Below are 14,822 nucleotides of genomic sequence, written 5' to 3'. Positions count from 1 at the left end.
ACCCTACAAGGAGATTGAAAAAATGAGCGACTCAGATATCAAGCCACCAAGCACTTATTATATGGCTGGCGCCAGTATCAAAATGATAGTTTCCGAGTACGACAAGCCTAAATTACTGGAAGGCAAAATCAACTCCTTTAACAAAGAAATGAAAACTATAGATATAACCTTACAGACTACAGACAAAATAAAGACCGTGAACCTTAATGAGATAAAAGAAGTGATCAATGATGAACTTCATGGCAGAGCTCTTATAGTCAGCAGATTTTACCCCAATCCGAATGGACAGTTTACAATGCACAACCCATCAGATATGGGGAATGTCCCGTCAAAACCGATCCAAACACCCCAAACACCCCAAACACCCCAACTAGGCTCTTCGGGACCAATATCCATTTTTGAAAATGTATATATTTTGGGAAATGATCAATTGAATATGTTCTTTCCGGCCATAAGAACTTCAGACAGAGCCTGCTTCTTAGTTTTTAATTAACAACAAAAATCAGAGATTCAAAAAGATTCAGATTCAAAGGGGACAGATTTATTATTCGAATAAACCTGTCCCCATTTTTTTACGAAACAATCTGTCACCTTTTTCTGCTCTTTAATGGAGAATCCTAATGAGCATTAACGATGACACCATTAGCGTGAGCTACTTTCGATCCAATATCATTCAATTGATAGCACAATCAGGTAATAAAATAAAATTAGTGGTTGGAAAAATAGCAGAAATAAACGCTGACTCTATCCGTATCATCCCGAATACCGGCCAGGCTGTTAACATCCCTGCATCACAAATAAAAGCGATAATCATCGACCAGCCAAACACAGAGCACGTTTATCCGCCAACGCAAAACACATTAAGCGGTTTTATGACGAGAATAGACCTCCCAATTCTTCCTGATGGAATCTTTGGTGCTGGAAATCTATCATCCCATGAGCCACCCGCTCCTACATTTAATAACCAAATCACTCCGACTATACACCATTATGGTGAACTCCATACTTTAGACAACCAGTATGCAGGTATACCGGGTAAATATGAATTAAGACAAACCACCCACTCCACCTCCGGGCCAACACCAACGTGGCAAGTCCAGTCGATCACAGTAAGTGAAAAATCCCTTGAGGTTTTACCAACAACTCGCGTCATCCATCCACCAGACGGGATTTCGCCCACCGACTGGAACAGAAAATTCAATAACGATTCGTCAATATCTACGAAGAACAGTTACCCGCAGCCTCCTTTAACTGAAACAATACTGACCGTAACCGTTTGCGCAAAGAAAGAAACAGAAACATTTGACATACCCGCTATTATCACTCTTATCAAATATGCACCCTCCTGAAACCAAGAAAAGCGGGACTAATTTAAGAATAGAGGGGACAGATTTATTTGTCTTCTGATTGATTACATGAATCTGCCTCCCGCTTTACCTTGGTTTCAACTCCGCCGACAGGTATCAAATACGAGCCGCGCCGACTGCCTTTCGCTTCATACTGGGCCGACAGAGTCATTCAACGCCACTACCCGCCCTGCATCCCATTCCCGCTGCATATCAGCAAACAACTCACTGCTCACTCTGCCCAGATGATTCGCCAAGGCTTGAGTCATTGCCTCGGCAATACGCTCGATGATCAGGGCTGGCCTCTACGGAAGACTGCATTTTCACACAGCTATTACTGATCGGACTCGGTGACATAGCGAACCGGTATAAAAACCTGTCAGATGTGACAGTTCCAATGCCAGAAAAAAAGCCGCACCGTAGATGCAAAAGAGAGGTAAAGAAAATGGAAACAGATATTATTGTTCTATATCGCAATTATGTTGCCATTAATGCCATTGTTAGAAACAGGCTACGAAGTGGAACCATTGAAGATATTCAGAAAGAAAAAATCACAGTACTTGATGAAAATGACAGGCTAATAGAGATCCGTCCAGAGGATATTCAGGCACTCATTCTGCCAACGAATGAGAACAACGAAATTCTTATTGTGTCCGACTGGTGTGCATCGAGTAGAAACGATACTGATGCTCAACTTAACAACACGTCAGGTATCACATGGACTGTAACTTCTGCCGAGATTCGTGAAGTTAAAGCTGGCCAACGGGGAACGGAACCCGATCTGCGTCCACTCATATTATCGCCCTACATCCGGCAACAAGGTGGCAAATATACTGAGAAAGACTGGGATACTCGAAATAACCCAGCTTATGTCAATGGCACCCAAGGTAAAGAACTGAACCAGTCCTATATTTGGCAAAAATTAACGTTAAGGACTGCGGGACTTGAGCCTTATCCAAACTACGAGGTTGCCGTTACAGTCAAAGCTCACGTAACCACCGAAGCAGTCGAATTTCAAGGGAATAGACTAAGGCAAATATAATCTGATAACAGCTCCGACCTTGCGACCTCCAGCCTGGTCAGGCCCGCAGTTTAAACTGATTGAACAACCTGGCACGCAAACCACATTTCCTCTTTTAGGCAAAGGCGCTCAACCATGGCCATCACTAAATACGTAGTCATTCCAGAATCAAAGGTCTGTTATTCAGACACCAATATTTTAGCTGAAGATGTAATCGGCTTAAACCCAAAAGACCCGGCAAATGTCGCATACACCAAATACAACAAACCCTACGGACAGTTCCAACATCTAGGGGGGATTAATTTGAAAATTGATCCCTCCCTCCCTACCAACGCGGGACAGGTGCTGGATTTTATTTTCGAGAACATTACAACTAACAATTCGGCAAATACTTACGTACACAATCGTCAAATCATCGACAGCCGGCCTCTTAAAGTTTTTGTCGGCATGAAAGACATGAACAAACTCAACGATGGAAGTATAGAGTGTTATGGATCAGTGACGGACCAAGCCAAAGGTACGGTTTACATCATTTCCCCGAAAACCTTTACAATTCAGAGCCCTTGATCACGGAGCGAAACACGGTAAAAACATCCTGGAGATCAAAATAAAGACACAGCTTATAACTTGAGCGCTAAAACATTTAATACACACGACTTGTCATGCGAAACTTCATCACAACGCTGATTCCGAAAATTTATTACTCCTACACCATGATCAAATTCGATCCAATCGGATTTAATTTCAAAGACCTGAAAACCCTTGACATCGTGATGAGCTTTAATAAACGGACAGATCCAAGATACAGTCGCATCGACTATCAATGGTGACTCAAATGATTAGTATCATTACAGGCAAATCAACAAATTACATTGCTATACAGCCAACAGCTACGCCTGCCACGCAGCAACTACCAATAGCGCTTATTTCGGTCGGCACTTTTCTGATTGCCTGGCTATCAGGCGGTAAGCGAGTTGCTGGCGAAGTTATTGGCTTCGACACCGTCAAAGAGGAAATCATTGTAAAAGACGAGAGCACCGGTATCCCCACACCTGTTCCCACAGCCACCTCTAAAGTTGCACTCAAAAACGTGTTTGGTCCGATAATTATTGATGAAAGCGCCCTTGGCAATTCCAGTAATTCAAATAACACATTGAACACTTCTCAAACCATCAATCGAGCACTTAAACATATGCAGTCAACCATAGCCGCTCACATAGATCAATAAATAAAGACTAAAATATTCAGAATGGAGATCAGGAAAATGGGCACACAACCATGGGCTTGGGAAAAAGGCGACGACATAACATTTGAACATAAGGGGATAATCTACGAACACATGATTTACAATGGAATTGATCCTGTAGCCGCAGCAATTATAGCCTCAGCTCGCAGCTCTCCGGGAAAACCCATAGCTTACAGTCTAAAACACCTTACTCCTTTAACATTACTTGATACGTCGCGTTTTTTTTACCCCGTACCAACTCCAAACCAGAGCATCATTATTTATGAATTCATAAATTTTAAATGATCTACTGAGCTTCAACTTATTGATGGAATCATCCGTGTTTACAGACGAGTTACAGTTCATACGGCGCCGAGGTCCAGCATGGTCCTCGGCCATTGACCGCCGATTTCCACGCCCGCGCATCGTCGACTCCCAAACGTATCAGGTTGCAGCCCTCGCAGAGGACCGCTTCCATTGAAGCCCGCCAGATCAATCTGGATTTTGCCCGTTACCGGTGACATTTCACCCAGCAGAAATATGGCCTAACCATGAATTTCCGGGCAAAAAAAATCCGCCTTTCGGCGGATTTCTTATTCAATCAGCTCAACACCCAGTCTCAATTGACTTTGGCGTTCAACTCACCCTTCAGATAACGCTGATACATGCTTTCCAGCGAGATCGGCTTGATCTTCGAAGCATTGCCAGCCGTACCGAAGGCTTCATAACGAGCGATACATACGTCGCGCATCGCCTTCACGGTTTCGCCGAAGAATTTACGTGGGTCGAACTCGCTCGGGTTGGTGGCCATCAGGCGACGCATGGCGCCGGTGGATGCCAGGCGCAGGTCGGTGTCGATGTTGACCTTGCGCACGCCGTGCTTGATGCCTTCGACGATTTCTTCGACCGGTACGCCGTAGGTTTCTTTGATGTCGCCGCCGTACTGGTTGATGATCGCCAGCCACTCTTGTGGAACCGACGAGGAACCGTGCATCACCAGGTGAGTGTTCGGGATGCGCTTGTGGATTTCCTTGATACGGTCGATCGCCAGCACGTCGCCGGTAGGTGGCTTGGTGAACTTGTAGGCGCCGTGGCTGGTGCCGATGGCGATGGCCAGGGCATCGACCTGAGTCTTCTTGACGAAGTCAGCGGCTTCTTCCGGGTCGGTCAGCATCTGGCTGTGATCCAGAACGCCTTCGGCGCCGATGCCGTCTTCTTCACCGGCCATGCCGGTTTCCAGCGAACCCAGGCAGCCCAGCTCGCCTTCTACCGAAACGCCGCAGGCGTGAGCCATGGCCACGGTTTGTTGGGTTACGCGGACGTTGTATTCGTAGTCGGTCGGGGTCTTGCCGTCTTCGCCGAGGGAGCCGTCCATCATGACCGAGCTGAAGCCCAGTTGAATGGAGCGCTGGCAGACGTCAGGGCTGGTGCCGTGGTCCTGGTGCATGCACACCGGGATATGCGGGAATTCTTCGATTGCCGCCAGGATCAGGTGACGCAGGAACGGGGCGCCGGCGTATTTGCGGGCACCGGCCGAAGCCTGAACGATCACCGGGGAGTCAGTCTTGTCAGCGGCTTCCATGATGGCGCGCATCTGCTCAAGGTTGTTGACGTTGAAGGCTGGAACGCCGTAGCCGAACTCGGCTGCGTGGTCCAGCATCTGGCGCATGCTGATAAGTGCCATTGTGTGTCTCTCTCCCGGTTTGGGTCGTTAATCGTGCCAGCCTGCCGGAGCGGCGGCGGCTATTCAAGTGATTGCAGATCGGGGGTTGAGGCCCGACGTGGTGATTCGATAAAGCAAATTCTGTTTTATTCGGCTTTGCAGCCCCGGCCGATCAGATCATTGGTGGCAACCCAGTAGACCAGGCCTTCCTCACCTTTGATGTGAAACGCCAGCATGTCGTCGCTGTACAGCGCGCCCGAGGCGCCCGGCTCTTCTTTCAGGCGATAGACCTGATCACCGCCGCCCAGACGCACATCGACTTCCTTGCGGGCGGCATCGGTGTAGCGCCACAGCACCTTGGCCTGGCTGTCGCAGGTCCAGGTGGTCCAGTTATCCACAGGGGCGGACGACTGGAACGGGTTCCACTGCGCGCAACCACCCAATAATCCCAGTGCCGCAACGGCGATCAAGCCTTTCATCCGTGTTCCTCGACCGGCAGCGCACGCCGCCGGCCCTGAGTTAAAGAGTCAGACCGGTCAAGGGCAACCATGTTCCTTGGCCGGGGTTTGCGTCTCGTATTTTTCCAGGCCTTCCGGCCCCGAGCGCTTGTTCAGCACCGGGTTGGTTTCGGCCTGCCAGTCGGCCTGGTAGCAGCCTTTCTGTGCCTCGCCGGGTGCCGGTGTCGGCTCGGCCTTCGGGTTACTCCCGCAGGCCGCCAGCGTACCGGTCAGCAACAACAGCGCTAACGACTTGACCATCTGAACACTCCTTTGCCTGGCCAATCGGGCGGCCTCAGGCCTTGGCCCGGCTTTCCAGGACTTCAACGGCCGGCAGCACCTTGCCTTCGACGAATTCGAGGAACGCGCCGCCGCCGGTGGAAATGTAGGAGATCTTTTCAGCCACGCCATATTTATCGATGGCCGCCAGGGTGTCGCCACCGCCGGCAATCGAGAACGCAGCGCTTTCGGCAATGGCCTGGGCCAGCACTTTGGTGCCGTTGCCGAACTGGTCGAATTCGAACACGCCGACCGGGCCGTTCCACAGGATGGTTTTCGACGATTTCAGCAGTTCAGCGAAGTTGGCTGCAGTTTGCGGGCCGATGTCGAGGATCATGTCATCGGCAGCGACGTCAGCGATCAGCTTGACGGTCGCTTCGGCGCTTTCAGCGAATTCCTTGGCAACCACTACATCCACCGGCAGCGGCACACTGACCTTGGCGGCGATGGCGCGAGCGGTGTCCAGCAGGTCCGGCTCGTACAGCGACTTGCCAACCGGGTGACCGGCAGCAGCGAGGAAGGTGTTGGCGATGCCGCCACCGACGATCAGTTGATCGCAGATCTGGCTCAGGCTGTTCAGCACGTCGAGTTTGGTCGAGACCTTGGAGCCGGCAACGATGGCAGCCATTGGCTTGGCCGGGGCGCCCAGGGCTTTGCCCAGTGCGTCGAGCTCAGCAGCCAGCAGCGGGCCGGCAGCGGCGACCTTGGCGAACTTGGCGACTCCGTGGGTCGAACCTTCGGCGCGGTGCGCGGTGCCGAAAGCGTCCATCACGAACACGTCGCACAGGGCAGCGTATTGCTGAGCCAGTTCGTCGGCGTTCTTTTTCTCGCCCTTGTTGAAGCGCACGTTTTCGAACAGCACGATGTCGCCGGCCTTGACGTCAACGCCGCCCAGGTAGTCAGCCACCAGCGGCACTTCGCGGCCCAGGGCCTTGCTCAGGTAGTCGGCGACAGGCTTGAGGCTGTTCTCGGCGGAGAATTCGCCTTCGGTCGGACGACCCAGGTGCGAGCAGACCATCACGGCCGCGCCTTTTTCCAGGGCCAGCTTGATGGTCGGCAGCGAAGCCAGGATACGCGCATCGCTGGTGACAACACCGTCCTTGACTGGGACGTTGAGGTCTTCGCGGATCAATACGCGCTTACCTTGCAGATCGAGGTCGGACATCTTCAACACGGTCATGGGTCGCACTTCCTACGGTTTTTTTGAAGTCGCTGTCTGCAGATAGTGCTCTGCAACATCCAGCATTCGGTTGGCAAAACCCCATTCGTTGTCGAACCAGGCCAGGATGTTCACCAGCCGAGGGCCGGAAACGCGGGTCTGACTGGCATCGACGATGGCCGAATGTGGGTCATGGTTGAAATCACAACTTGCGTGGGGCAACTCGGTGTAGGCCAGCAGACCTTTGAGCGGGCCGCTGGTGGCAGCGTCGCGCAGGATCCGGTTGACCTCGCCGGCGTCGGTGTCGCTCGCGGTCTGCATCGTGATGTCGAGGCAGGACACGTTGACCGTCGGCACGCGTACGGCTTTGGCCTGAATTCGCCCGGCAAGTTCCGGCAGCAGGCGCTCGATACCACGCGCCAGACCGGTGGACACCGGGATCACCGACTGGAACGCCGAACGGGTGCGGCGCAGGTCTTCGTGGTGATAGGCGTCGATCACCGGTTGGTCGTTCATCGCCGAGTGAATCGTGGTGATCGATACGTAATCCAGACCGACCGCCTGATCCAGCAGCCGCAACAGCGGCACGCCGCAATTGGTGGTGCAGGAGGCGTTGGACACCAGCAGTTCGTCGCCGGTCAGGCAATCCTGGTTGACGCCATAGACGATGGTGGCGTCGACATCCGCTTCGCTGGCCATCGGCTGCGAGAACAGCACTCGTGGCGCGCCGGCGTCGATAAAGCGCTGGCCGTCTGCGCGAGTGTGGTAAGCGCCGGAGCATTCGAGCACCAGATCGACGCCCAGCGACGCCCAATCGATGCCTTCGGGGGTGGCACTGCGCAGGACCTTCACGCAGTCGCCATTAATATGCAGACAATCGCCGTCGACCTTCACCTCGCCGGGGAACCGGCCGTGGGTGGAGTCGAAGCGTGTCAGGTATTCGATGCTGGCCATGTCGGCCAGATCGTTGATCGCGACAATTTCAAACCCGGCCTTTTCGCCTCGCTCGAACAACGCACGCAAGACGCAACGACCAATCCGGCCGTAGCCGTTGAGTGCAACTTTGTAGGGACGCGGTTGAGGCATGGGGTTCTCGATTACCGTGGTGTATCAGTCAAAGCGATGTTGCCTGACCGACCGCCATCGCGGGCAAGCCCGCTCCCACAGGGATCTACATCGCCCATGTGGGAGCGGGCTTGCCCGCGATGGCGTCAGTTAAGACGACACCTTTTCTGGATCAGTCTTCCAGCAGTTCTTCAGCCTGACCCAGGATGTTTTCCAGGGTGAAGCCGAACTCTTCGAACAGTGCCGAAGCCGGAGCCGATTCGCCGTAGGTGGTCATGCCGATCACGCGGCCTTCCAGACCCACGTACTTGAACCAGAAGTCGGCGTGAGCCGCTTCGATCGCGATACGCGCGCTGACCTGCAACGGCAGAACCGATTGCTTGTAGCTGGCGTCCTGAGCGTCGAACGCGCTGGTGCAAGGCATGGAAACCACGCGCACCTTGCGGCCCTGCTCGGTCAGTTTGTCGTAGGCCTGAACGGCCAGGCCGACTTCCGAACCGGTGGCGATCAGGATCAGCTCAGGCTCGCCTGCGCAGTCCTTCAGCACGTAGCCACCACGGCTGATGTCGGCGATCTGGCCGGCATCACGGGTCTGGTGCTGCAGGTTCTGACGCGAGAAGATCAGCGCGGAAGGACCGTCCTTGCGCTCCAGAGCGTTTTTCCAGGCCACCGCCGATTCAACGGCGTCGGCTGGACGCCAGGTGTCGAGGTTCGGCGTGCTGCGCAAGCTGGTCAGTTGCTCGATCGGCTGGTGCGTCGGGCCGTCTTCGCCCAGACCGATGGAGTCGTGGGTGTAGACGTGGATCACACGCTGCTTCATCAGTGCGGACATGCGCACCGCGTTGCGGGCGTATTCCATGAACATCAGGAAGGTCGCGCCGTAAGGCACCAGACCGCCGTGCAAGGCAACGCCGTTCATGATCGCGGTCATGCCGAATTCGCGCACGCCGTAGTACATGTAGTTGCCGCTGGCGTCTTCGGCGCTGACGCCTTTGCAGCCTTTCCACAGGGTCAGGTTGGAACCGGCCAGGTCAGCCGAACCGCCCAGCACTTCCGGCAGCAGCGGGCCGAACGCGTTCAGGGCGTTCTGGCTGGCTTTACGGCTGGCGATGGTTTCGCCTTTGGCCGCGACTTCAGCGATGTAGGCATCGGCCTTCTCGGAGAAGTCGGCCGGCAGCTCGCCGCTCAGGCGACGGATCAGTTCGTTGGCTTCGGTCGGGAACGCGGCGGAGTAGGCAGCGAAACGCTGATCCCACTCGGCTTCCACAGCGCGGCCTTTTTCCTTGGCATCCCACTCGGCATAGATGTCGGCCGGGATTTCGAACGGGCCGTGGTTCCAGTTCAGCGCCTGACGGGTCAGGGCGATTTCCGCGTCACCCAGCGGGGCGCCGTGGCAATCTTCCTTGCCTTGCTTGTTCGGCGAACCGAAACCGATGGTGGTCTTGCAGCAGATCAGGGTCGGCAGCGGGCTCTTGCGAGCGGTCTCGATGGCGGTCTTGATCTCTTCCGGGTCGTGACCGTCGACGTTGCGGATCACTTGCCAGTTGTACGATTCGAAACGCTTCGGCGTGTCATCGGTGAACCAGCCTTCGACTTCGCCGTCGATGGAGATGCCGTTGTCATCGTAGAAGGCGATCAGCTTGCCCAGGCCCAGCGTGCCGGCCAGGGAAGCGACTTCGTGGGAAATGCCTTCCATCATGCAGCCATCACCCAGGAACACGTAGGTGTGGTGGTCGACGATGTTGTGGCCAGGACGGTTGAACTGCGCGCCCAGGACCTTTTCTGCCAGGGCGAAGCCCACGGCGTTGGCCAGACCCTGACCCAGTGGGCCGGTGGTGGTTTCAACGCCCGGGGTGTAACCGAATTCCGGGTGGCCCGGGGTACGGCTGTGCAGTTGACGGAATTGTTTCAGGTCGTCGATCGACAGGTCGTAACCGGTCAGGTGCAGCAGCGAGTAGATCAACATCGAGCCGTGGCCGTTGGACAGCACGAAGCGGTCACGGTCGGCGAACGATGGATTGCTCGGGTTGTGCTTGAGGTAGTCGCGCCAAAGCACTTCGGCGATATCTGCCATACCCATGGGGGCACCGGGATGGCCGCTGTTGGCTTTTTGCACGGCATCCATGCTGAGGGCACGAATGGCGTTGGCACGCTCACGACGGCTAGGCATCGCTGATCTCCTGGGTGTGAATAGATTGAAACGGAAAAAAGGAGGGCATTTTCCCTCACCCGAGCGCCTCGGGGCAATGACAGATAGTCATCCGGAGACGTTTTTCCCATGGATAACATCGGATTCGGCAGGTGAAACCTTTCCGCTGTTCATTTGTAGAGTTAACCGGTTCGTGAGAAGTGCAATCGAATGCGCCATCCATCGAGCAATATCAAAACTTTTTGATATAGACCTTGCGATGCATCCGGGCCGTCACTAGACTGCCAGCCCTATGAACTTACGCGTGCCTTCCATTCGCCATGACGATTGCGACGAGCTGGCGGCCCTGTGCAAGGCCGGCGGCGATCCGCTGCGGCTGAATGTATTGCGCGCTCTGGCCAACGACTCGTTCGGCGTACTGGAACTGGCGCAGATTTTCGGTATCGGCCAGTCCGGCATGAGCCATCACCTTAAAGTGCTGGCGCAGGCGGATCTGGTGGCCACTCGCCGTGAAGGCAATGCGGTGTTCTATCGCCGCGCCCTGCCCCACACCGAGTTGCTGGGCGGCAAGTTGCACGCGGCCTTGTTAGAAGAAGTCGACAATCTGGCACTGCCGGCGGACGTGGAAACCCGGATCGCACAGGTTCACGGGCAGCGCGCTGCCAACAGTCAGGACTTTTTCGCCCGGGTCGCGGAGAAATTCCGCGCCCAGCAGGATTTGATTGCCGGCCTGCCGCAGTACCGTGAAAGCGTGCTGGCCCTGCTCGACAAACTGAACTTCGATGGCGCAGCCACGGCCATTGAAGTCGGCCCCGGCGATGGAGCTTTCCTGCCGGAACTGGCGCGTCGCTTCGGCACCGTAACCGCGCTGGACAACAGCGCGGCGATGCTCGAACTGGCCCGTCAGGTATGTGAACGTGAACAGCTGACTAACGTCAGCCTGCAATTGGCCGATGCATTGAATGGCGTGAGCCTTCAGGCCGATTGCGTGGTGTTGAACATGGTGTTGCACCATTTCGCCGCGCCGGCCGAAGCGCTCAAGCACATGGCCAGCCTGCTGCAACCGGGCGGTAGCCTGCTCGTGACAGAGTTATGTAGCCACAACCAGAGTTGGGCCAGGGAGGCCTGCGGTGATCTGTGGTTGGGGTTTGAACAGGACGATCTGGCCCGTTGGGCCACCGCTGCGGGACTCGTTCCCGGGGAAAGCCTCTATGTAGGCTTACGTAATGGTTTCCAGATCCAGGTTCGCCATTTTCAGCGACCGGCTGGCGACACTCACCATCGGTAAATTCAGGAAAACATCGAGATGAGCGAATACTCCCTCTTCACCTCCGAGTCCGTGTCTGAAGGACATCCGGACAAAATCGCCGACCAGATTTCCGATGCAGTGCTGGACGCCATCATCGCCCAGGACAAGCATGCACGCGTTGCGGTGGAAACCCTGGTCAAGACGGGCGTGGCCATCGTTGCCGGTGAAGTGACCACCAGCGCCTGGGTCGACCTGGAGCAGATCGTTCGTGACGTGATCTGCGACATCGGCTACACCAGCTCCGACGTCGGCTTCGACGGCGCGACCTGCGGCGTGATGAACATCATCGGCAAGCAGTCCCCTGACATCAACCAGGGTGTTGACCGTGCCAAGCCTGAAGATCAGGGCGCCGGCGACCAGGGCCTGATGTTCGGCTACGCCAGCAACGAAACCGACGTGCTGATGCCGGCACCGATCACCTTCTCGCACCAACTGGTGCAGCGTCAGGCCGAAGCCCGTAAATCGGGTCTGCTGCCTTGGCTGCGTCCAGACGCCAAGTCGCAAGTCACCTGCCGTTACGAAGGCGGCAAGGTTGTCGGTATCGACGCCGTGGTCCTGTCGACCCAGCACAACCCTGAAGTGTCGTACAACGACCTGCGCGAAGGCGTGATGGAGCTGATCGTCAAGCACGTGCTGCCTGCCGAACTGCTGAGCAAGGACACCCAGTTCCACATCAACCCGACCGGCCAGTTCATCATTGGCGGCCCGGTGGGTGACTGCGGTCTGACCGGTCGCAAGATCATCGTCGACAGCTACGGCGGCATGGCCCGTCACGGCGGCGGCGCGTTCTCCGGTAAGGATCCATCCAAGGTTGACCGTTCGGCTGCGTACGCTGGCCGTTATGTTGCCAAGAACATCGTGGCTGCCGGCCTGGCCGAGCGTTGCGAGATTCAGGTTTCCTACGCGATCGGTGTGGCCCAGCCTACCTCGATCTCGCTGAACACCTTCGGCACCGGCAAGATCAGCGATGACAAGATCATCAAACTGGTCCGCGAAGTGTTCGACCTGCGTCCATACGCGATCACCACCATGCTGGATCTGCTGCACCCGATGTACCAGGAAACCGCAGCCTACGGCCACTTCGGTCGTGCTCCGCAGACCAAGACCGTTGGCGAAGACACCTTCTCCACCTTCACCTGGGAAAAAACCGACCGCGCCGACGCTCTGCGTTCCGCTGCCGGCCTGTAATTTTCCTGGTGGTACAAGAAGCCCCGCACGGTTCGCCGTGCGGGGCTTTTTCATTCGAACCCTGTGGGAGCGAGCTTGCTCGCGAAGAGACCCGAGTCAACAACATCACATCCGGATCGGAAACAGCTCGCAAAACACCCACCTCTCTCAACAACAAATCCTCGCCTAGCCTTCAAGCATCTCCCTGAGCAAGGACGCTCACAATGCTTGCCACACTGCGTCTGTTTTTGTTTTTCCTGCCGGTTTTCCACCTCAACGCCTTCGCTGACGACTGCCCCGACTGGGCTGCCACGCGGGCTTCGAGCGAAGTCGCCGCCCTGCAACAACAGATTGATCGCTGGGACGACGCCTATCATCGCGAAGGCCGCTCGGTGATCGCCGATGAGCTCTACGATCAGTCCCGTTTGCGCCTGAACCAATGGCGTCGGTGCTTCAAACTTCCCTCTCCGCCCGAGACGCTGCGCAGCGCATCAGGCCCGGTTGCGCACCCTGTCGCCCACACCGGCCTGGACAAACTTCACGATGCGGCGCACATCGCCACCTGGCTGCGCGACCGCCAAAACGTCTGGGTACAACCCAAGGTCGATGGCGTGGCGGTGACCCTGATCTATCGCGACGGCCGACTGCATCAGGCGATCAGTCGCGGGGATGGTGTTCGCGGGCAGGACTGGACGGCGTCGGCCAAAAAGATCGGAGCCATTCCGCAACAGCTGACGCAACCGCAGGATCTGCTGGTGCAAGGCGAACTCTACTGGCGCTTGAACGGACACATGCAGGCACGTGCCGGCAGCGCCAACGCCCGCGCCACCGTGGCCGGCCTGCTGGGACGCAAGGATCTCGGCGCGGAACACGCCGCCGGCATCGGGCTGTTTGTCTGGGACTGGCCGCAAGGGCCGAAGGACTTGCCGGAGCGAATCGCGGCCCTGACACAATTCGGTTTTCCTACCACGGAGCCCTACACCCAGGCCGTCGCCAGCCTGAACGACGCGCAACACTGGCGCGATCACTGGTATCGCTCGCCATTGCCATTCGCCACGGACGGCGTGGTTCTGCGCCAGAGCCTGCGACCGCCCGCCGAGCGCTGGCAGGCTCGTCCGCCCTACTGGGCTGTCGCCTGGAAATACCCGTTCGCCCAGGCACTGGCCAATGTGCGCAAGGTGAACTTCAAGGTCGGCCGCACCGGGCGCATCACGCCGGTGCTCGAGCTGTCGCCGGTGATGCTCGATGACCGGCAGATCAAACGGGTCAGCGTCAGTTCGCTCAGGCGTTGGCAGGAGCTGGACATCCGCCCCGGCGATCAGGTCGCGATCAGTCTGGCCGGGCTGACGATCCCGCGCCTGGACAGCGTGGTGCTGCGCAGCACCGAACGCGTGGAGCTGAACGTTCCGCTCGCCAGCGATTTTCACGCCCTGAGCTGCTGGCAACCGACGCCGGGCTGCGAAAGCCAGTTCCTCGCGCGCCTGACCTGGCTCAGCGGCAAGCAGGGACTGGCGCTGCCCCATGTCGGCCGTGGCACCTGGGAGAAACTTCTGGAAACAGGCCGCCTGAACAGCCTGCTGGATTGGTTGACCCTCGACGGGCCGGAGCTTGCTAACATTGCCGGTCTCGGCGAGCGCAGCAGTGCCCGCCTGCTGCACAGTTTTCACAGCGCCCGCCAACGACCGTTTGCGCAGTGGCTCAAAGCCCTGGGTTTGCCGCCGACAGGTCAGGCAACACTTGCCGATTCATGGCAGGCGCTGGCACAACGCAATACCGAACAATGGCAGGCAGAAGCCGGGATCGGCCCGGGCCGCGCGGCGCAATTGAGCGCCTTTTTTCGCGACCCGCAGGTACTGGCCCTGAGTAAAACCTTGCAAGCCGCCGGTGTCGACGGCTTCTGAATGCGCAATCCCGGGCCAACCGGGAACCCAATGTCCGCCGG

Annotated in this window: 15 protein-coding genes; 9 read left to right on the top strand and 6 right to left on the bottom strand. The window is 56.5% G+C overall.

All coding sequences use genetic code 11. The annotated features are described in order from the left end of the window. The first annotated feature begins 22 nt into the window (after nucleotides 1–22). The 6 genes from QLG12_RS24040 (at nucleotide 23) to QLG12_RS24015 (ending at nucleotide 3,898) form a co-directional block, all read left to right on the top strand. Nucleotides 23–493: a hypothetical protein gene (locus tag QLG12_RS24040; RefSeq protein ID WP_282475337.1), complete on the top strand. Its 471-nt coding sequence runs from the start codon at nucleotides 23–25 to the stop codon at nucleotides 491–493. Nucleotides 494–620: 127 nt separating this feature from the next. Continuing rightward, entirely contained in the window at nucleotides 621–1,349 is a 729-nt protein-coding gene (locus QLG12_RS24035; RefSeq protein WP_282475336.1) for a hypothetical protein, read from the top strand. Between the two features lie 442 nt (nucleotides 1,350–1,791). Next, nucleotides 1,792–2,388, top strand: a complete 597-nt coding sequence (locus QLG12_RS24030; protein ID WP_197867247.1) for a hypothetical protein — start codon at nucleotides 1,792–1,794, stop codon at nucleotides 2,386–2,388. Between the two features lie 114 nt (nucleotides 2,389–2,502). Next, entirely contained in the window at nucleotides 2,503–2,934 is a 432-nt protein-coding gene (locus QLG12_RS24025) for a hypothetical protein (RefSeq protein WP_197867246.1), read from the top strand. Between the two features lie 268 nt (nucleotides 2,935–3,202). Beyond that, entirely contained in the window at nucleotides 3,203–3,595 is a 393-nt protein-coding gene (locus QLG12_RS24020) for a hypothetical protein (RefSeq protein ID WP_197867245.1), read from the top strand. 36 nt (nucleotides 3,596–3,631) lie between these two features. Further along, on the top strand, nucleotides 3,632–3,898 hold the full coding sequence (locus QLG12_RS24015; protein WP_197867244.1) for a hypothetical protein: 267 nt from the start codon (nucleotides 3,632–3,634) through the stop codon (nucleotides 3,896–3,898). Between the two features lie 313 nt (nucleotides 3,899–4,211). Here QLG12_RS24015 and fba read toward each other — a convergent pair whose 3' ends face one another. From fba to tkt, 6 genes are all read right to left on the bottom strand, one after another. After that, nucleotides 4,212–5,276: a class II fructose-bisphosphate aldolase gene (fba, locus tag QLG12_RS24010; RefSeq protein WP_007959708.1), complete on the bottom strand. Its 1,065-nt coding sequence runs from the start codon at nucleotides 5,274–5,276 to the stop codon at nucleotides 4,212–4,214. Nucleotides 5,277–5,401: 125 nt separating this feature from the next. Continuing rightward, on the bottom strand, nucleotides 5,402–5,734 hold the full coding sequence (locus QLG12_RS24005) for an MliC family protein (protein WP_197867243.1): 333 nt from the start codon (nucleotides 5,732–5,734) through the stop codon (nucleotides 5,402–5,404). A 57-nt stretch (nucleotides 5,735–5,791) separates the two neighbouring features. Beyond that, on the bottom strand, nucleotides 5,792–6,013 hold the full coding sequence (locus tag QLG12_RS24000; RefSeq protein ID WP_282475335.1) for a hypothetical protein: 222 nt from the start codon (nucleotides 6,011–6,013) through the stop codon (nucleotides 5,792–5,794). A 34-nt stretch (nucleotides 6,014–6,047) separates the two neighbouring features. Next, complete coding sequence (locus QLG12_RS23995; protein ID WP_179693423.1) at nucleotides 6,048–7,211, bottom strand: phosphoglycerate kinase; 1,164 nt, start codon at nucleotides 7,209–7,211, stop codon at nucleotides 6,048–6,050. 12 nt (nucleotides 7,212–7,223) lie between these two features. Beyond that, complete coding sequence (gene epd, locus QLG12_RS23990) at nucleotides 7,224–8,276, bottom strand: erythrose-4-phosphate dehydrogenase (protein WP_064380162.1); 1,053 nt, start codon at nucleotides 8,274–8,276, stop codon at nucleotides 7,224–7,226. A 151-nt stretch (nucleotides 8,277–8,427) separates the two neighbouring features. After that, on the bottom strand, nucleotides 8,428–10,425 hold the full coding sequence (tkt, locus tag QLG12_RS23985; protein ID WP_197867240.1) for a transketolase: 1,998 nt from the start codon (nucleotides 10,423–10,425) through the stop codon (nucleotides 8,428–8,430). Between the two features lie 271 nt (nucleotides 10,426–10,696). Between tkt and QLG12_RS23980 the strand changes: the two genes are divergently transcribed. The 3 genes from QLG12_RS23980 to ligB all read left to right on the top strand — a co-directional run bounded on the left by QLG12_RS23980 (nucleotide 10,697) and on the right by ligB (nucleotide 14,781). Then, nucleotides 10,697–11,692 carry a metalloregulator ArsR/SmtB family transcription factor gene (locus tag QLG12_RS23980; protein ID WP_282475334.1) on the top strand — a complete coding sequence of 332 codons (996 nt, stop codon included), beginning with the start codon at nucleotides 10,697–10,699 and terminating at the stop codon, nucleotides 11,690–11,692. A gap of 18 nt (nucleotides 11,693–11,710) precedes the next feature. Then, nucleotides 11,711–12,901: a methionine adenosyltransferase gene (metK, locus tag QLG12_RS23975; protein WP_011336330.1), complete on the top strand. Its 1,191-nt coding sequence runs from the start codon at nucleotides 11,711–11,713 to the stop codon at nucleotides 12,899–12,901. 203 nt (nucleotides 12,902–13,104) lie between these two features. Beyond that, nucleotides 13,105–14,781 carry an NAD-dependent DNA ligase LigB gene (ligB, locus tag QLG12_RS23970; protein ID WP_282475333.1) on the top strand — a complete coding sequence of 559 codons (1,677 nt, stop codon included), beginning with the start codon at nucleotides 13,105–13,107 and terminating at the stop codon, nucleotides 14,779–14,781. Nucleotides 14,782–14,822: the final 41 nt, after the last annotated feature.

The sequence above is a fragment of the Pseudomonas sp. V88_4 genome, from assembly GCF_029967985.1.
GTDB lineage: Bacteria > Pseudomonadota > Gammaproteobacteria > Pseudomonadales > Pseudomonadaceae > Aquipseudomonas > Aquipseudomonas glycinae.
Note: the sequence above shows the minus strand (reverse complement) of the source record. Positions and strands in the feature narration are given on the sequence as shown.